Source organism: Acinetobacter sp. ANC_7504 (assembly GCF_056779995.1).
Genome location: NZ_JBWYIZ010000007.1, coordinates 120434 through 139602, shown reverse-complemented (window position 1 = coordinate 139602; position 19169 = coordinate 120434). Strand labels below are relative to the sequence as shown.

Here is a 19169-nt window from a genome sequence, read left to right as displayed (position 1 = left end):
TTAACTATAACGTAGTTAACTAATAAAATTCGTTTATCAGCTTTTGTTAGCCAATAAATTGTTCCGACTGAATATTCAAAACGATATCCCAATGTTTAAATTGCACCTGCTCATCATGCAGCTCTGCAACCAACAAAGGCCATTGTTTTGCATCACCAGAAACTTTCAGTTGCCATTGTTGCTCATCTAATATCTTTAATTCAATGGCAGGAAGCATCTCATCGCTTCGGCTGTGATTCAGCAAAATTGCGAGACGAAGGAGCAAACATAGATAGACAAGTTTAATTCCACCGACTTTCGTCACATCATTTTTTGCTTCAGCACGCAATTTACGGCGATGATGAGCGACCAAATGTGACAAATGATTTTGATCAATTTGTGAAAAACCAGCAATGTCAGAATGCTGAAGCAAATATGCGCCATGACGATGATAACCACTATGACTAATGGCTAAACCAATTTCATGAAGATAAGCTGCTCGACGTAGCAAATCACTATCGTCATTATTTAGACCAAGCGTTCCTGCCACGCTATCAAATAATTGTTGAGCCGTTTCAACAACACGTTCTGCTTGTTTTTGATCAGCACCATAACGCCCCATCAAGGCTTGTACGCTACGATCTCGAATATCTTCATGCTGGAAACGCCCGAGTAAATCATACATTACACCTTCTCGTAAGGCGCCATCTGAATAGACCAGTTTATCAACTTGAAGAACTTCAAATACAGCGTATAAAATCGCAATACCCGCAGGTAGGACTGCACGACGATCTTCCTTAAGACCTTCAAATTCCATGTCTGAAATATGTTTGTATTTGAGTAATTTATCTTTAAGTTTTTCCAAGCCTTCACGCGTCAAGTTTTCCTGATCATCGCTCCAGCCCATATTTACCACAATTTGACGACAGGCTTTAATGGTTCCACTTGAACCAACAACAGTATCCCATCCTGCCGCACGATAAGTTGTCGCGATACCCGAGATTTCTTTGCGTGCAGCAGTCACCGCACGATCGAAAGCTTTTGGATTAATATCGCCGTCTGCAAAATAGGCCTTGGTAAATGCAACGCATCCCATTTGCACGGATTCAGTATGAATCGGCTCAAACTCTTCACCAATGATTAACTCAGTCGAGCCACCACCAATATCAATCACCAAACGGCGACCGCTGTTCGCCATAGTATGTGATACACCTAAATAAATTAAACGTGCTTCTTCACGACCAGCAATAATTTCAATAGGTTTAGGCAGAATTTCAGCTGCTTTTTGAATGAATTCATGCCCATTTTTAGCTTGGCGCAACGCATTGGTGGCGACAATTCTTAAGCGATTGGATTGGACTGAACTTAGGCGCCCTACAAATCGAGCTAAGCATGCTAAACCACGTTGTTGAGCAGCTTCTGTCAAATTTTTATTTTCATCTAAACCTGCGGCCAATTGGACCTTTTCAGACATCGATGCGACTTTTTTTACCTCACCATGATCAACTCGAGCAATCGCCAAGTGGAAGCTGTTTGAGCCCATATCAATGGCTGCAAGGAGTTCTTCATCAATCAAAAAATCAGACATTGTTGCGCTAAGTTCAACCAGAATTGTGCCTAGATTAATTCACATAACTGTAATTTAAAAGCCATTTATTTAGTCAATTTAACGACTATTTAAAAAATCATCATATATGACAATTGTGTTACACCGATCATGGAAATCGTGAGCATCAATTAGACATTTACAGAATTTAGTCCGAAAATAAACCCTATCCCCTACTTTGTTAAAGTGGTCTATGTAATACTTATATACATAGATAGACCGTTTTCAAAAAATTATTCGGAGCAAATTCCATGTCTACTAATATTGTTAATACAACTGATGCTAATTTTGAAGCTGACGTTTTAAATTCTGACACGCCAGTTCTTGTTGATTTTTGGGCAGGCTGGTGTGCGCCATGTAAAGCTATTGCTCCTGTACTTGAAGTTTTAGCAACTGAATACGAAGGTAAGGTTAAAATCGTAAAAGTTGACGTAACTTCATGCGAACAAACTGCTGTAAATTACAATATTCGTAATATCCCAGCTTTATTGATGTTCAAAAATGGTGAAGTTGTTGCTCAACAAGTTGGTGCAGCTCCTAAATCTAAACTTGCAGCTTTTATTGAAGAAAATATCTAATTCTTTCAATTTTAATTGCCTTGAAAGCGTCAAATTTTTGGCGCTTTTTTTGACGGTAAAATTGACAAAGAGCCATATCTCACTTATATTGCATGATCAAGAAACACTTGGACAATTTCTCCTCGTTTCTTACAATACACAAAACATAAGATCGCCGCTCGGCTAAAGAAATTGTTTACACATTTCTCCTCGAAAGAACTTACTAGATTCTGAGTTTGTTATTGTGCAAATCAATTGCTGCTCTTTTCTTGCACTGCGGATGTCTTTTGCTTCTATTCTATCTGTGTTCCACACTTCCTTTTAATTCAATCGACCATTTATGAACTTAACTGAACTCAAGAAAAAACCGATAGGCGAACTCATCAAAATTGCTGAGTTCATGGGCCTTGAAGGAATGGCACGTAACCGTAAGCAAGACATTATTTTTGCCATTTTGAAACGCCATGCTATGAATGGTGAAGAAATTTTCGGCGATGGTGTTCTTGAAATTCTGTCTGATGGTTTCGGTTTTTTACGTTCTGCAGCAGGGTCTTACCTTGCGGGTCCAGATGACATTTATGTCAGCCCTTCTCAAATTCGCCGCTTCAATTTGCGCACTGGGGATACGATTACAGGTACGATTCGTCCACCAAAAGAAGGCGAACGTTATTTTGCACTTTTAAAAGTGAATCAAATTAACTACGACACGCCAGAAAACTCTCGCAATAAGATTCTTTTCGAAAACTTAACGCCTTTATTCCCAACTGAACAATTAGTGATGGAGTTAGGAAATGGTTCGACTGAAGATTTAACTGCGCGTGTTGTCGATTTAGTTGCTCCAATTGGTAAAGGTCAACGTTCAATTATTGTTGCACCACCTAAAGCTGGTAAGACAATGTTGATCCAAAACATTGCTCAATCTATTGTTCGTAATAATCCTGAATGCTTCCTAATCGTTCTTCTCATTGATGAGCGCCCAGAAGAAGTAACAGAAATGGAACGTACCGTTCGTGGTGAAGTTGTTGCTTCAACATTTGACGAATCACCTGCACGTCACGTTCAAGTCGCTGAAATGGTGATTGAAAAAGCGAAACGTCTGGTAGAACACAAAAAAGACGTTGTTATTTTGCTTGACTCAATTACACGTTTAGCACGTGCATATAACACTGTTATTCCATCATCAGGTAAAGTTTTAACTGGTGGTGTTGATGCCCACGCTTTAGAACGTCCAAAACGTTTCTTCGGTGCTGCACGTAATATCGAAGAAGGTGGTTCACTTACGATCATTTCTACTGCTTTAATTGAAACTGGCAGTAAAATGGATGAAGTCATCTACGAAGAATTCAAAGGTACAGGTAACCAAGAGATTACGCTTGATCGCCGTATTGCTGAGAAACGTGTATTCCCTGCGATGAATATCAAGAAATCTGGTACACGTCGTGAGGAACGCCTCATGGATGAAGATAAACTACGTAAGGTTTGGATTTTACGTAAGCTTCTCCATCCTATGGACGAACTTGCTGCGATGGAATTCTTACTTGATCGCATGAAGGAAACCAAGACCAATGATGATTTCTTCGATCAAATGAAACGCAAAGCTGCCAACTAATACGCAAAAGGCCATCATTTTTTGATGGCCTTTTATTTGGGTTGACACCATTTACATAAATACACAATACTAACTTTTGAATGTAACTTTTCTTGCAAGTATGTGATTTTTATCATCTTGTATTTTAATTCCCTTTATTTTTTAAGTATTTACTTAGTATTTCTCCAATTCAAAATGCAATAATGATTGTAATTTTCTGTTAAAAATAGGGTCAAATTTTTCATTTTTTAAGCATTTTTTCATTTCGCCTAGTAGTAATTCAAAATACTCAGTGATAGCATGTCGGCATACCAGTTAGGCTGCTCCATGCGTTATTAACCTTACTAACGTTAGGAATAATAAAAGCACACAACAGACTAACCGGGTTTTTTGTCTCAATTTATTTTAATGAGAGTGATGCCATGTTATTCAAAAAAATTGCTATTGCTGCTGCCGTTGCTACTACTTTAGCTTTCGTTGGTTGTGCTAAAAAAACTGAAGAAGCTGCTGCTGACGCAAACGCTGCTGCATCTGAAGCTGTAGAAGCTGCTTCTGAAGCTGTTGTAGCTGCTGACGCTGCTGCTGTTGAAGCTTCTTCTGAAGTTGCTGCTCAAGCTGACGCTGCTGCTGCTGAAGCTACTGATGCTGCTGCTGAAGCTACTGACGCTGCTGCTGACGCTACTGCTGCTGCTTCTGCTGCTCAATAATCTAAAGTTTAGATTATTCGAAAAAAAGAGAACCTTTGGTTCTCTTTTTTTATGCGCTGAATTTTATGAATACGCATAAAGTTAAGAGCATAAAAAAACCTGAGCTGAGCTCAGGTTTTTAAATGTTATTTGATCAAGCGATTAATCGACTTGCTCTGTCCCTACACGCTGTCTAAACTTTTGACCAGCACGGAAGGTCACTACACGGCGAGCAGAAATAGGAATCTCCTCACCTGTTTTTGGATTACGCCCTGGACGCTGACGCTTGTCACGCAGTTCGAAATTACCAAAACCCGATAATTTGACATGTTCACCTGCAATTAATGCCTGGCTAATTTCATCAAAAAACAACTCAACCATTTGTTTAGCTTCACGACGATTTAAACTCGTCAGCTCACTCAAATGATCAGCCATTTCTGCTTTTGTTAATGCTGTCATGAGGCCCTCAATGTCGCTTGGTAAGTGTTTTCTAACACTTGTAAAATATTATCCATACCAGATTTAATTTCAGCATCCTCAAGCGTGCGACTCGGATGCTGCCATAAAAGTGCAAACGCCAATGAACGTTTACCCTCTTCTACACCTTGACCCGTATACACATCGAATAACCAAGAAGAATCAAGTAACTCTCCTCCAGTTTTTTCGATAAGTTGCTGAATTTCACTAACATTAATCTTATCACTAATTAAAACTGCAATATCACGTCTCACTGAAGGAAATCGTGATAATTCTGTAAAATTAGATACATAAGTTTGCAAAACAGACGATTGATCGAGTTCTGCTACCCATGTCGTTGCGAGATCAAGCTCATCTTCAAGCGATGGATGTAAACGACCAATATAACCAATTGATTGTCCGTCCACTAAAATTTCAGCAGATTGACCTGGATGTAACCATGAACGCTCTGAACGCACATATTCTACTTGAACTCGCCCAGCCGCCAATACAGCCTCAATTTCACCTTTAAAATCGAAGAAATCCATTGGCTGAGGTTTAGCATGCCAAGATTCCTGATTCTTCGCACCTGTTGCCACAATCGCAAGTGTAGGTATTTGCTTAAGATCATGAATACTGGTGGCTTCTTGATAATCAAAACGTAAGCCAAGCTCAAAGAAGCGTACGCGACTTTGTTGACGATTAACGTTGTATTGGACACAAGGAATTAAGCTTGAAAGTAAAGTCGAACGCATTACAGCCAAATCACTTGAAATTGGATTTGCCAATGCCAAAGGATTTACACTTGGATTTAACTGTTTTTCAAGTTTTAGATCAGCAAAACTAAAGCTGATTGCCTCTTGATAACCAAGTGCAACCAAAGTTTGACGTAATTGTGCAACTTCAAATTGATCTTGGTATTTTGCAAGTTTCACATCAATCACAGGCAAGCTGATTTGAATGTTGTCATAACCATGAATACGCGCAACCTCTTCAATTAAGTCTTGGTAGATTGCCATATCATAACGATGTGATGGCGGTACGACAGACCATTGACCTTGTGCTTTAATTGTTACCTGACAACCTAGACGTGTTAACGCATCAGTAATAAAGTCAGAGTCAACTTTATAACCAAGAAGTTGATCAACTTGCGCCTGCTCAAGCTCGATTGCTTCGCGTGTTGGCAATACTCTTGGATTTTCTGCTACCGTAATTGGACCAAATTCACCACCTGCAAGCTCAGAAATCAACTGAGATGCACGGTGCATTGCGATCATTGGAAGTTCGAAATCCACTCCACGCTCATAACGCTGAGACGCATCTGTATGTAAACCGAAGCTACGCGCACGACCCGCAATATGAAGTGGTGCAAAGAATGCTGATTCAAGGAAGATTTCAGTCGTTGCGTCTGTCACCGATGAAGACAAGCCACCCATGATGCCCGCAATTGCTAATGCTTTTTCGTCATCTGCAATCACCATCACGTTGTCTTGCATTTCAACTTCTTGCTCATTCAAGAGAACAAGTTTTTCACCTGCAGTTGCTTGACGAACGTGTACCGCACCTTGAACTTTACCACCATCAAATGCGTGAAGCGGTTGACCGAACTCCATCAATACATAGTTGGTAATATCAACTAAGATACTGTGCTGACGGATACCAGAACGAGCCAGTGCGCGTTCCATCCATTCAGGAGTTGGCGCTTTGGTGTTGACGTTTTTGATCACACGACCTAAGTAACGTGGGCAACCTTCAGTAGATACAACGACCTTCTTTTCATCAGCAATCGTTGCAGCCACTTCTTTAATTTCAGGCGCAGTCACGGGAAGTTGGTTAATCACACCAATTTCACGTGCAATCCCACGAATACTGAAACAGTCACCACGGTTTGGTGTGATACTAATATCAATCACGTTGTCATCAAGGTCTAGATATTCACGTACGTTTACACCGACTGGCGCGTCCGCAGGAAGCTCGAGTAGACCGTCGATTTTATCTTCTAAATCAATTTCAGATGCACCGCACAGCATACCTTGTGATTCAACACCACGAAGCTTACCTTTTTTGATTTTAAAATCACCTGGCAATACTGCACCGATGGTTGCTACGGGTGCTTTCATTCCTGCACGTACATTAGGTGCACCACAGACGATTTGTAATGGTTCACCCACACCAATGTTGACAGTCGTTACACGTAAACGATCTGCATCTGGGTGCTGTTCTACCGTAAGTACTTCACCTACAACCACACCTGTAAATGGTTTTGCAGCAGGAGATAAATCATCTACCTCAAGGCCAAGCATGGTCAGTTGGTCAGATAAAGTATCGCTATCGATGGCTGGGTTAACCCATGTGCGTAGCCAATTTTCGCTAATTTTCATTGATATAAAACCTGTAATTCAAATCTCTAGAATCCTCCCTCTAACCCCCTTTGCTAAGGGAGAGAACCCCAAATGATTCTGTGGAATTCCTCAAGTTAGGAGAGGATTTAATAAAAAGTTTTAAGCAAACTGGCGTAAGAAACGCACATCATTTTGGTAGAACATACGCAAGTCGTTTATGCCATAACGAAGCATTGCAAAACGTTCAACACCTAAACCAAATGCAAAGCCTTTGTACTTATCTGGATCAATACCCGCTGAACGAAGAACATTTGGATGCACCATGCCACAACCTAATACTTCTAACCATTTTCCTCGCTCATCCATGATGTCGACTTCAGCACTTGGTTCTGTGAATGGGAAGTAAGATGGGCGGAAACGTACTTTCAAGTCTTTTTCAAAGAACTCATTCAGCAAATTAACCAATAATCCTTTTAACTCAGCAAAGCTCGTATTTTCTGCAACGTACAAACCTTCAATCTGGTGGAACATCGGAGAATGTGTTTGGTCTGAGTCACAGCGATACACACGACCTGGACATACAATACGAATTGGTGGTTGCTGTGTTTCCATCGTTCGAATCTGTACACCAGAGGTATGCGTACGAAGCAAATGGTTTACATCGAAGTAAAAGGTATCGTGCATTGCACGCGCAGGGTGATGACCAGGAATATTTAATGCCTCAAAGTTGTGATAGTCATCTTCAACCTCTGGACCAGTCGCAACAGAAAAACCTGCTTTCGTGAAGAATTGACAAATACGCTCTTGTACTTGGGTCACTGGGTGGATACTGCCCACCTGTTGTCCACGACCAGGCAACGTGATGTCGATCTGTTCACTTGCTAATTTTTGTTCTAGTGCAGCTTTTTGTAATGCAGTTTGACGCTCAGTTAATGCGCCATTAATCGCTTCTCGAACTGAATGAATCTGCGCACCAAAAACCTTACGCTCTTCCGGATCCATTTTACCCAGTGCTTTCGATTGTTCAGCAAGCTGGCTTTTCTTACCCGTAAATTGCACTCGAACCTGATCGAGTGTTGCAAGGTCTTGAGCTGCTGCAATGGCAGCGAGCGCTTCAGTGGTCAGGGCTTCCAGTGACATAGTAACTCTCAAAGCAACAAATATAAAAAATAATATAACTGCGCATTCTAACAGCTTTTATAGCTCCGTATGAAGATCAGCAAGTGTTAAAATTGGATGTGGAATTAAATTGGAAATTACATTTATAAAAAGTTTAAGATATGCGCAATGATCATTGAGAAGATATGTCATGGCATTAGATCAAATTTGGAAACAACAGCTCACACTTGTGACTTACGGCAATGAGTTTTTAAGTCAGGATTTAAGTTTTCAACACTGGAAAAATCATGCGATTTTTAATCAGCACCATTTCCTTTTTCGAGATTTAAATACGCAACACTTATTGGCACAACATTTCCAAGTTTGGTTAGAAAGCTTAAAACGTCAGGGTGTCACACGCTTAAGCCTACATAACTCAAGTTTATTAATCGATGAAAAAAATCCCAATCCAAATGTTGAGCTTTTACCATATCCCCATTTCATTGTCAGTCATCACCGCAATGTAAAAACAGCATGGATCTGTGGTAAAGAACTTGCCGAATGGTATAGTTCTGAACAAGACTTCGACATACCAAACAACCAAACACTCCCTGCACGAATTGAAACATTTTGGCGTTTTGATCTATCCACCCAACATATCAAACGTGTTGAGGCAGATCTTCAAGCACCTAATTGGAATGATATTCACCACTACACAGAGAATGAGCTGTTCGATCGCGCATTAGCACAAGGCGTGCAATCCGTTGAGCGTGGCGCAATCTTTTATGGTACTGACGATCAATCGCCCTGCAACATTGGAGTTGCCTTACCATTACTCCCACAAGATTATGCAGCACCTTATGCCAATGAAACCTTAGTCCGTTTCATGCATCTAGAACAACATTTAAATATTCAAAAACGAAAACTTTTGGAGCAAGATCATCAAGAATCTCTTGAGAAAGAAAAACAACTGAAGGTATTTCAACAAAAGTTAGATGACCTGAGTGCAAAATTCATTACTAAAGTAGCAAATCACTATAAAACTGCTCATTTAAAAAGCCCCGAAATTCACTCCCCTTTGGATGAAGCCTCAACACATACTCAACATGGAAAACGATTTTTCAACAATGATTCCAGTTCTCACCAACCCACACCTAAAACAGGTAAATCAAATGTATTTGCCCTCATTTTAGTCACTGCAATAATCTGTTTCTGCGCTTACTATTTTGGACTGTGATGTTTTAAAAATTCATCTAATTGTTCAGTTTTATGAAAATGTAGCCACTTTATATGATGATATTGAGTGGCATTCATCATCTGCAAATATTTAAATCTATTTTTCCCATGTGTTTGGACTACCCACAATATTATTGAGTCTTTACTTAACAATTTCGCCCAATGTTCTCTATTGTTAGAATTTTTCCATATTTTCTTTTGGCTAATCACTCGGTATAGCGACCTCTTAATCACACGATAAAGATTTACGCGTAGTGAAAAATCCAACCAAATCACAGTGTCGATCTCACTTAAGATTAAATTTTGAATCAGGGAATAATTACCATCAATCACGAAGCCCTTATTCATAGACCTAACACGATTTATAAATTTTTCTTGAAATTGTATTGAAGCTGACTCGATCCAGTTATCCAACCAAAAGAGATTATCAAGTTCAATATGATCGACTTGCAGTTGAACAGCCAACTTACGTGCAAAGGTTGTTTTCCCAGATGCTGCTGTACCGACGACCATAATTTTATTCATACTAATCTCTTGGCTTTATTTGGTCGTAAACGATGAAAATAAAAAAGACCGCTAAAAAGCGGTCTTTTTCTCATCTACGATGATTAAGCAGCTAATGCGCCTTTAGCTTTTTCAGCTAAAGCAGCAAATGCAACTGCGTCATGCATAGCGATGTCAGCAAGTACGCGACGGTCGATGATCACTTGAGCTTTTTTCAAGCCATCGATCATACGGCTGTACGACAAACCATTTTGACGTGCACCAGCATTGATACGCGCAATCCATAAAGCACGGAATTGACGTTTCTTTTGACGACGGTCACGGTAAGCATATTGACCTGCTTTGATTACCGCTTGGAACGCTACGCGGTAAACGCGTGAACGAGCACCATAGTAACCTTTAGCGCGAGCAAGAATTTTTTTGTGACGGCGATGAGCCTGTACACCACGTTTTACACGAGCCATTTATAATCTCCTTAGATGTACGGGCACATACGACGAACTGAAGCAACGTCACTTACGTGAACCATTACACAGCCGCGCAATTGACGAATACGCTTAGCAGATTTTTTGGTCAAAATGTGGCGTTTGAACGCTTGTTTACGCTTAAAACCGTTAGCAGTCGCTTTGAAGCGTTTTGCTGCACCACGGCGAGTTTTCATCTTAGGCATAACAACCTCTTTTGAACACCTGTTCGGCTCGTTTGCACCATTACAATACGACCTGCAGGTAAGGGAGCGAGTATTCTATAGCATCTTTGCGCAAAACAAAAGCACCGTTAATCTTGATTCAGACAAATTAATCTTGATGAGTTTTACTCTACGAAAATTTAGAACAAACCAAGATACACCCAGTAGATAAATAGATATCGACCTGTTTTCGCTATACCCACCACGAAGATAAATTTCCAGAATTTTTCTTTCAAGATTCCTGCAATTAAGGTGATTGGATCACCAATGATAGGCACCCAACTTAAAAGAAGTGACCATGTACCATACTGCTGATAAGCCCGTTGAGCACGAATCATTTGATCTGACTTAAATGGAAACCACTTTTTGGTTTTAAACTGCTCTATTTTTAAGCCCAACCACCAATTAACGCATGAACCCATCACATTCGCTACACTTGCAACAAAAATAAGCATCCACGGCGAAAATTGTTTTAAAGCAAATGACCCCAACAATACTGCTTCGGACTGTAAGGGCAATAAAGTGGCGGCTCCAAAGGCACTTAAGAACAATAAAATCAGATTCATTAACTGGACTTGTTCGCCGCTAAAAGTTTCTGCGTTTTGCGATATTCTTTTATCGACCACGCAATTGCCAACACTACTATGATGACACGTAGCACCGTATATTTACTCGTAATTGCTGGAATCACCTGTTTTAATTGATCCCTAGAATCTGGTTCGATTGCTGCAATGATATTTTGCACATGAAATATTTCGACGATATAAGAAGCAACACAGAGTAAAATACCAGCAATAATTGCCCAGTATACTTTTGAATTAGATTCAACAATTTTGCTAAAATTTAAAAAAAAATCCTTCATGGCAGTTCTCCATAAAAAAACCACCAAATGGTGGTTTAGATATGTAAAGTTTATCACACTTAAATCCGTGATCTACTTTAGTAGTGCAAGCGCCTTTTGTACCGCTGGTCTCTGTTGGATACGTTGAATATAAGCTTCCACTTCAGCAAACTCTGCTAAATGAATACTTTGCCACTCGTGCCGCATCAACCAAGGGAAAATTGCCATATCCGCAATAGAGTACTCACCTGCCACATAGTCTTGCCCAACTAACTGCTTATTGAGCACCCCATATAATCTTTTGGTTTCTGTAATGTAGCGCTCGATCGCATAAGGGATTTTCTCTTTAGCAAATTTAGCGAAATGATGATTTTGACCTAACATCGGTCCTAGACCACCCATTTGCCACATCAACCACTGCTCAACCTGAATCCTCGCGATTTCGTGCTGAGGATAGAATTGTCCCGTTTTACGTCCTAAATATTGCAGTATTGCACCAGATTCGAAAATCGAAATTGCTTGATTATTTGGTCCATTTTGATCAACTATCGCAGGAATTTTATTATTAGGAGAAATCGCAAGAAAGTCAGCTTGGAACTGATCATTTTCTAAGATATTGATTGGATAGATTTGATAATCTAAAGCCATTTCTTCGAGTGCAATTGTTATTTTTAATCCGTTGGGTGTTCCCCAATAATATAAATCGATCATTACAGTTCAGGCTCCATATGCCCTTTGTTGATTGATTTACCCACCATAAATCATTTCAAACCAAACAACAAGGATAGAAATTTTTTATTTATAAATTATAAAAAATCAATTATTTATAAAATAATTTTAAAATTTTTTTGAATTTATTATTGAAAAATTTCGGTCTGAACCTATATAAAAAATTGCCAGATTAATGATGATCATCTGGTTCTGTTGATGATAGTCATGACAGAACAACATTCTTATTTTTATGACTTTGCTGACCTCAGGAGGTTTTAATCATGAGTAACTTAAATCTTCATCCATTGTTTCGTCGTAGTATTGGTTTTGATCGTTTAAACGATTTTATTGATTACGCAATGCAAAGTGATGCTCCAAACTACCCACCTTATAACATTGAAAAAAAAGGTGAGAACAGATATCGCATCGTGGTCGCTACTGCAGGATTTAGTCAAGATGAGTTAAATATCAGTCTTGAAAATCAACTTCTCTCAATCACAGGAAAACCGGAAGCTATTCAATCTGAACAAACCGAATATCTTCATAAAGGAATTGCGCGTCGTTCATTTAAATTATCGCTTCGCTTAGATGAACATATTGAAGTTCAACAAGCAGATTATGAAAATGGCTTATTAGTGATCGACTTAGAGCGTATCATTCCAGAAGAGAAATTACCTCGACAAATTCCAATTGGCAAAAAACTTCTGTTAGAAAATACAGAGTCTACTGAAAAAACAGTTCATGTCGAATAAAGCATCGAACTTAATGAGTCACAAAAAAAGCCGATGCAAAAGTATCGGCTTTTTTTATAGATCAAATCTACAGGTACTTTGAGCAACGAATTTCCTGATGTGCTGATGTGCAATATAAAAAATCCTTTTTGGGTCATCTTTCAAGACAGTAAACACTCTAAACCTATTCAGTTTTACCATCCATCTAGAATTTTCTATGCATAAGTACGAGTTTACCTGTCGAAATAATTACATTTTCTACTCAAGCCACAAAATGATTCGAGAAGTTTAAAATATACGTTTATTAGACTTCACTAAAGTACTGCCTGATGGAAATATTCAACTGATGATTTATACCCCAACTACAGTCGTTCCTCTCTTTACTAACTCAGGATGTACCTATATCCCTTCAATCAACATATAAAAAAGCCCTGCATGTGCAGGGCTTTTTCTCTAAATCGGTTTTACTTTTTCTTTTTAGGACCAAGTAACATACCCATTTGACGGCCTTCCATTTTTGGTGCTTGTTCCACTACACCGATTTCAGCCACATCAGCTTCAATCTTTTGTAATTGAGCAAGACCCAATTGTTGGTGAGCCATCTCACGACCACGGAAACGTAGAGTAATTTTAACTTTGTTGCCTTCTTCAAGGAATTTCAGAATAGCACGCAACTTAACATTGTAATCACCAACGTCTGTACCAGGACGCAACTTGATCTCTTTAACCTGAACTTGATGCTGCTTTTTCTTAGCATCTTTTTGCTTTTGCTTCAGATCAAATAAATGCTTGTTGTAATCCATGATTTTACAAACAGGCGGCTCTGCATTTGCAACGATCTCAACGAGGTCAAGATCAACTTCTTCTGCAGCACGCAACGCTTCAGCAAGTGAAACGATGCCTTTTTGTTCTCCGTCAGCGCCAACGAGACGCACTTCTTTCGCACGAATCTCATCATTTAATGCAGGACGATTGCTTTTAGCACCTTGTTGTTGGTTACGGTCAGGCTGTTTAATCTTTCTTACTCCACAATATACCGGCCGCGTTCGGCTACGGCTACTTTCACTAAGTCAACGAATGCATCGATAGACATAGTACCTAAATTTGTTCCAGAGCGAGTACGTACATTCACTGTACCTTCCTCTACTTCTCGATCCCCAAGCACCAATAGGTATGGAATACGCTCTAAAGTACGCTCACGAATCTTAAAGCCGATTTTCTCATTTCTCAAGTCTGAAATCGCTCGAATGCCATTTTCTTGCAATTTAGCGACGACTGACTGACAAGCATCTGCTTGAGAATCGGTAATATTCATCACACATGCTTGAATTGGTGCCAACCATGGTGGCATAAATCCAGCGTAGTGTTCAATAAGTATACCAATAAAACGTTCAAAACTGCCAAGAATTGCACGATGAAGCATCACAGGATGATCACGATCGTTGTCTTCAGTGACATAAGATGCATCTAAACGTAATGGCAAGTTAAAATCGCATTGGATTGTACCGCACTGCCAGATACGACCTAAACAATCTTTCAAAGAAAATTCAATTTTAGGACCGTAGAACGCACCCTCACCAGGTTGTAAATCCCAAGCGAGACCCGCTGCATCCAGTGCGTCAGCTAAAGATTTTTCAGCAACATCCCAAAGCTTATCATCCCCTACACGCTTTTCTGGACGTGTTGAGAGTTTCATTTGCACTTCTTCAAAACCGAAATCTTTATAAACATCTAAAGTCAGTTTAATAAAGTCAGCAACTTCTTGACCAATTTGCTCAGTTGTACAAAAAATGTGTGCATCATCTTGGGTGAAACCACGAACACGCATAATCCCGTGTAATGAACCCGATGGTTCGTTACGGTGACATGAACCAAATTCAGCAAGACGAATTGGTAAATCACGGTAAGATTTTAAACCTTGGTTAAACACTTGAACATGACATGGGCAGTTCATTGGTTTAACGGCATAGTTACGGTTTTCAGAATGTGTAGTAAACATGTTTTCTGCATAGTTTGCAGCATGTCCTGATTTTTCCCACAGACTAAAATCGACCACCTGAGGTGTGCGAATCTCTTGATAACCATTGTCCTGCTGAACTTTACGCATGTATTGTTCTAAAACTTGATAGATCGTCCAGCCATTTGGATGCCAGAACACCATGCCTGGTGCTTCTTCTTGCATGTGGAACAGATCAAGCGCTTTACCAATTTTACGGTGGTCACGCTTTTCAGCTTCTTCAATACGCTTGATATAAGCAGCCAACTGCTTCTTATCCGCCCAAGCCGTACCATAAATACGTTGAAGTTGTTCGTTTTTCGCATCACCACGCCAGTAAGCACCTGACATCTTCGTCAACTTAAATGACTTTAAGAATTTAGTGTTTGGTACGTGTGGACCACGACACATATCCACATATTCTTGATGATAATAAAGACCCATTTGAGTCTCATCTGGCATATCTTCGATGAGGCGTAATTTATAATCTTCACCACGCTCAGTGAATACTTTGATCACTTCATCACGAGGTGTCATCTTTTTAATGACATCATAATCTTGATCGATGAGCTTTTTCATACGCTCTTCGATGGCAGCCATATCATCTGGTGTAAATGGTTTTTCACTGTAGATATCGTAATAGAAACCATCTTCAATGACAGGTCCAATCACCATCTTTGCTTCGGGGAAAAGCTGCTTCACTGCGTGACCAACTAAATGGGCACAAGAGTGACGAATAATTTCAACACCTTCATCATCTTTAGGCGTAATGATCTGCAACGTGGCATCATCAGTGATTAAGTCACATGCATCAACTAGATGGCCGTTTACACGACCTGCAACCGTATTTTTTGCAAGACCTGGACCGATGCTTTGAGCAACTTCCATGACAGAGACAGCTTGATCAAATTGTTTTTGATCGCCGTTTGGCAAAGTAATAATTGGCATAAAAAATCCTTAAGGAGTGATGCCCCGTACAATGGAGCATGTCACCGCGAGATTATGATCGAGGCGAACCTCAAAAGATAAAAACGGTGGATAAATAAAATCGCTAGAGATTTTACACGTGTCACGTTGTTTAATAAACCGTTAATCGAGCATTAGGCGATAGCAGTTTTAATTATGACAAAAATAGTTAAAATATATTCCCAAATTAATATTTAAACCAATATTATCCCAATTATAGAAAAATAATCTTTTATACTTTCTATTAGATGATTAACATACTTTTAAACAAATAAATATAACCCACTGAAATCATTAGGCAGGTCATATGAAATCTCACCCACTAATTGCTTGGTCTACACTTCAGCCGCTTAAACCCGCATATGCTTTAGCAGCCAATGTGGATCTTGTTGTTCTCCGTCTTGAAGATCACGATGAAGAAAAAGTCGTTGTCATGTATGGTCGTTGTCAGCATCGCGGAGCACTCATGTCCGATGCCCATATTCAAGGCGACAAAATTGTATGTGGCCTTCACGGCTCTCATTACCTCTATAAAACTGGCATTAACCCGAGATATCTCAATAAAAATCTGCAAAAATTTAAAGCTTGGATTCATGATGATCATGTCTATGTTGACTTAGAAGAAATTGAAGCTTGGGAAAAAAGAAATCCACAGCAATTCAACCGTGATCGTTATCAAGGACTCTATGCAGATTCACAGCCTGCTCCTGAAGAGCCACACAATAGATTCATCTTAGAATTAGCTCGAACTGGTCTAAAAAATTTCGGTCATCATGGTCCTACCGCAGCCATGGGTGTGCCTTTTGACAAACTTCCAAAATGGGAAGATATCCAACTGGTCACAGCTCAACTTTGGAAAGTTCCTCTACTGGATGATGCCCCCGTTGCAAGCGAAGTGATTATTGGACCAAATGCAAAAAAACCATTGAGACTCAATATTCCATTATTTGTTTCCGACATGAGTTTTGGAGCTTTATCGCAAGAAGCAAAAACTGCACTGGCAATGGGTGCGGAAATGGCAGGTACTGGCATCTGTTCTGGTGAGGGTGGAATGTTAGATGATGAACAAGCCTCGAATTCACGATATTTTTACGAACTGGCCTCTGGTCGTTTTGGCTATGACATTGAAAAAGTAAAAAAATGCCAAGCTTTTCACTTTAAAGGTGGACAGGCAGCAAAAACAGGAACAGGCGGACATCTACCCGGGCATAAAGTGGTCGGAAAAATTGCAGAAGTACGTGGTTTAAAAGAAGGACAATCTGCGATTTCTCCCGCAACCTTCCCGGATTGGACTGAACTTTCTCAGTACAAGGAGTTTGCAAACTATATACGCGAGCAGACAGGTGGTATTCCGATTGGCTTTAAACTTTCTGCACAGCATATCGAAAAAGACATTGATGCTGCGATTGCGATAGGTGTGGACTACATTATTTTAGATGGTCGTGGTGGTGGTACAGGTGCAGCACCAACATTATTCCGTGACAATATTTCAGTGCCGACCATTCCTGCCTTGGCACGGGCACGTCGTCATTTAGATCGTTTAGGACGTCGTGACATTAGTTTGGTCATTACAGGTGGTTTACGTGTCCCTGCTGATTTTATTAAAGCCTTGGCGCTGGGTGCAGATGCCATTGCAGTGTCTAACTCTGCCATGCAGGCAATTGGTTGTTTAGGAATGCGCGCGTGTAATACAAATGAATGCTCTGTCGGTATTGCAACACAAAAAGATCATTTGCGTCGAAGACTCGAAATTGAAAAATCAGCACAGCAACTCGCCAACTTCTTCAATGCTTCAGTCGAGTTGATGCAAGTAATGGCGCGTGCTTGTGGGCATGACCATTTAAGTAAATTTAATTTGGATGACTTAACCACTTGGAAAAAAGAAATCAGTGAATTAACGGGCATCCATTACGGCGGCGTCCAATAAATTTCAAACCAATGCTAAAAAGGGATGATTAACTTCATCCCTTTTTTCTTTTAATCACTACTCTCTAAAATTTTCCCAAGGTTCAAATTTATTCGATTCCAAGTCAGATGAATTCCACTCATTTTCTTTTCGATAAAGATACGTGCGATTGAACTGCGGGATGACCACTTCACTCTGACTCGGTCGAATAAATACGTAGTCATCAGGATGGATATCAATTTTACGATCGACACAAATCATTTCCTGATTGGTGCTTCGTCCATACAATAGATGAGGATGAGATTTTGCTGGATAAACATATTGACCCATCCAATAGCCACCATAGATAAAAACCGCTTGATGCTTCTGAAAGAATTTTATTTTTTTAAATGAAGGCATCCCAGGCAACGAGACTTCGTCTAATACTTTCAGTACGGGACTCGCAATATATAAAGCGGGTTTAAGCAAAGAAAGATATTCAGAATCAAAATCGCTGGGCTTTAGCAACATTGAGCCAAATGACAGATCATTACACACACTATCTTTCACGTGAAAACTAAAGGTTGGACTTCCTCCTCCGTTAAAACAAAGCTGAGCATGATTTAAATCTGGAAATTGGTGCTTTAAGATGTGCTGATAATTTTGATAAATATGTTGAGATTCAGCATAAGCTGTTTCTGCACGCTTCACCACCTTAGGTAGTTTAGTGACATGCGCATCGTAGCCCATTAAACCACTTAAATTTAAAGTTTTTTGATGCTGCTGAATATAATTGAGCATTTGTATAAATTCAGCAAAATTTTGAACGCCTCCACGATGTAATCCCACATCAATTTCAAGATTGATATTGAAGCTAAGTCCCAGTTGATCAGCCAAGGCATGATATTGTTGCAAGCGAGCAAAGGAATCAATTAACCAATGTATCTTGCATTGGATTGGCGTGTGATGGTTTTGATAAAACCTTTCTACTGCACGAATTGGCATCGGCTTGCCAAAGAGTAAATCAGCTTGATCAAAATGATTGAACATCAATTCTAAGTGATCAATATGGAACACCATAAAGTGTCTGGTGTCTAAATCGAAACTTAGCTTTTTTAACAAAGGCAAACAAGCCAAGGATTTAACGACCAACCGCGGTTTTAAGTGCTTTGCCGAAGCTAACTGATTTTTTACATAAGCAATATTAAAGTTTAATGCATCGTCATCGATCAAGAGCATAGGTTGACCTAAACCATGTGCCCGCAAATCATCATTCATTTGATTAAAAAAACTATTCAT

The 19169-nt window shown here is 39.7% G+C and carries 19 protein-coding genes; 6 read left to right on the top strand and 13 right to left on the bottom strand.

Features of this window, described 5'->3' with window-relative positions; genetic code table 11:
- Positions 1-46: 46 nt before the first annotated feature.
- The gene (ppx, locus tag AC1M9F_RS09385; protein ID WP_481597626.1) at positions 47-1567 is read right to left on the bottom strand and encodes an exopolyphosphatase; all 1521 of its coding nucleotides are present in this window, start codon (positions 1565-1567) and stop codon (positions 47-49) included.
- 269 nt (positions 1568-1836) lie between these two features.
- Here ppx and trxA point away from each other — a divergent pair, with 269 nt between their 5' ends.
- The 3 genes from trxA to AC1M9F_RS09370 all read left to right on the top strand — a co-directional run bounded on the left by trxA (position 1837) and on the right by AC1M9F_RS09370 (position 4437).
- The gene (gene trxA / locus AC1M9F_RS09380; RefSeq protein WP_481597625.1) at positions 1837-2163 is read left to right on the top strand and encodes a thioredoxin; all 327 of its coding nucleotides are present in this window, start codon (positions 1837-1839) and stop codon (positions 2161-2163) included.
- Between the two features lie 319 nt (positions 2164-2482).
- Positions 2483-3751, top strand: coding sequence for a transcription termination factor Rho (gene rho, locus AC1M9F_RS09375; protein ID WP_035268567.1), 1269 nt, complete (start codon positions 2483-2485; stop codon positions 3749-3751).
- Between the two features lie 401 nt (positions 3752-4152).
- Entirely contained in the window at positions 4153-4437 is a 285-nt protein-coding gene (locus tag AC1M9F_RS09370; protein ID WP_035268570.1) for a hypothetical protein, read from the top strand.
- Positions 4438-4578: 141 nt separating this feature from the next.
- Here AC1M9F_RS09370 and AC1M9F_RS09365 read toward each other — a convergent pair whose 3' ends face one another.
- The 3 genes from AC1M9F_RS09365 to pheS all read right to left on the bottom strand — a co-directional run bounded on the left by AC1M9F_RS09365 (position 4579) and on the right by pheS (position 8354).
- Positions 4579-4875 carry an integration host factor subunit alpha gene (locus AC1M9F_RS09365; protein ID WP_035265376.1) on the bottom strand — a complete coding sequence of 99 codons (297 nt, stop codon included), beginning with the start codon at positions 4873-4875 and terminating at the stop codon, positions 4579-4581.
- A complete protein-coding gene (pheT, locus tag AC1M9F_RS09360; RefSeq protein ID WP_481597624.1) occupies positions 4872-7253 on the bottom strand; it encodes a phenylalanine--tRNA ligase subunit beta in 2382 nt (793 codons plus the stop codon). The genes AC1M9F_RS09365 and pheT overlap by 4 nt, the downstream gene beginning before the upstream one ends.
- A gap of 120 nt (positions 7254-7373) precedes the next feature.
- Positions 7374-8354: a phenylalanine--tRNA ligase subunit alpha gene (pheS, locus tag AC1M9F_RS09355; protein ID WP_035265373.1), complete on the bottom strand. Its 981-nt coding sequence runs from the start codon at positions 8352-8354 to the stop codon at positions 7374-7376.
- A 169-nt stretch (positions 8355-8523) separates the two neighbouring features.
- On the opposite strand from pheS, the gene AC1M9F_RS09350 reads away from it, so the two are divergent.
- Positions 8524-9549, top strand: coding sequence for a hypothetical protein (locus tag AC1M9F_RS09350; protein ID WP_481597623.1), 1026 nt, complete (start codon positions 8524-8526; stop codon positions 9547-9549).
- Here AC1M9F_RS09350 and AC1M9F_RS09345 read toward each other — a convergent pair.
- The 6 genes from AC1M9F_RS09345 to AC1M9F_RS09320 form a co-directional block, all read right to left on the bottom strand.
- Complete coding sequence (locus AC1M9F_RS09345; protein WP_481597622.1) at positions 9534-10073, bottom strand: P-loop NTPase family protein; 540 nt, start codon at positions 10071-10073, stop codon at positions 9534-9536. The two genes, AC1M9F_RS09350 and AC1M9F_RS09345, sit on opposite strands and share 16 nt — an antisense overlap.
- A gap of 83 nt (positions 10074-10156) precedes the next feature.
- On the bottom strand, positions 10157-10516 hold the full coding sequence (gene rplT / locus AC1M9F_RS09340) for a 50S ribosomal protein L20 (protein ID WP_004867327.1): 360 nt from the start codon (positions 10514-10516) through the stop codon (positions 10157-10159).
- An 11-nt stretch (positions 10517-10527) separates the two neighbouring features.
- On the bottom strand, positions 10528-10722 hold the full coding sequence (rpmI, locus tag AC1M9F_RS09335) for a 50S ribosomal protein L35 (RefSeq protein WP_004278281.1): 195 nt from the start codon (positions 10720-10722) through the stop codon (positions 10528-10530).
- A gap of 158 nt (positions 10723-10880) precedes the next feature.
- Positions 10881-11306, bottom strand: coding sequence for a YqaA family protein (locus AC1M9F_RS09330; protein ID WP_481591523.1), 426 nt, complete (start codon positions 11304-11306; stop codon positions 10881-10883).
- The gene (locus AC1M9F_RS09325; protein ID WP_481591524.1) at positions 11306-11602 is read right to left on the bottom strand and encodes a hypothetical protein; all 297 of its coding nucleotides are present in this window, start codon (positions 11600-11602) and stop codon (positions 11306-11308) included. The genes AC1M9F_RS09330 and AC1M9F_RS09325 overlap by 1 nt, the downstream gene beginning before the upstream one ends.
- A 72-nt stretch (positions 11603-11674) precedes the next feature.
- A complete protein-coding gene (locus tag AC1M9F_RS09320; protein ID WP_481591525.1) occupies positions 11675-12292 on the bottom strand; it encodes a glutathione S-transferase family protein in 618 nt (205 codons plus the stop codon).
- 281 nt (positions 12293-12573) lie between these two features.
- On the opposite strand from AC1M9F_RS09320, the gene AC1M9F_RS09315 reads away from it, so the two are divergent.
- Entirely contained in the window at positions 12574-13044 is a 471-nt protein-coding gene (locus tag AC1M9F_RS09315) for an Hsp20 family protein (RefSeq protein ID WP_481595065.1), read from the top strand.
- Positions 13045-13487: 443 nt separating this feature from the next.
- On the opposite strand, the gene infC is transcribed toward AC1M9F_RS09315, so the two are convergent.
- Complete coding sequence (gene infC, locus AC1M9F_RS09310; protein ID WP_081403231.1) at positions 13488-14039, bottom strand: translation initiation factor IF-3; 552 nt, start codon at positions 14037-14039, stop codon at positions 13488-13490.
- Positions 14040-14044: 5 nt separating this feature from the next.
- Positions 14045-15967, bottom strand: coding sequence for a threonine--tRNA ligase (gene thrS, locus AC1M9F_RS09305; RefSeq protein ID WP_092768341.1), 1923 nt, complete (start codon positions 15965-15967; stop codon positions 14045-14047).
- 325 nt (positions 15968-16292) lie between these two features.
- Here thrS and AC1M9F_RS09300 point away from each other — a divergent pair, with 325 nt between their 5' ends.
- The gene (locus AC1M9F_RS09300) at positions 16293-17912 is read left to right on the top strand and encodes a glutamate synthase-related protein (protein WP_481597621.1); all 1620 of its coding nucleotides are present in this window, start codon (positions 16293-16295) and stop codon (positions 17910-17912) included.
- Positions 17913-17969: 57 nt separating this feature from the next.
- Here AC1M9F_RS09300 and AC1M9F_RS09295 read toward each other — a convergent pair whose 3' ends face one another.
- Entirely contained in the window at positions 17970-19169 is a 1200-nt protein-coding gene (locus AC1M9F_RS09295) for an alanine racemase (protein WP_481597620.1), read from the bottom strand.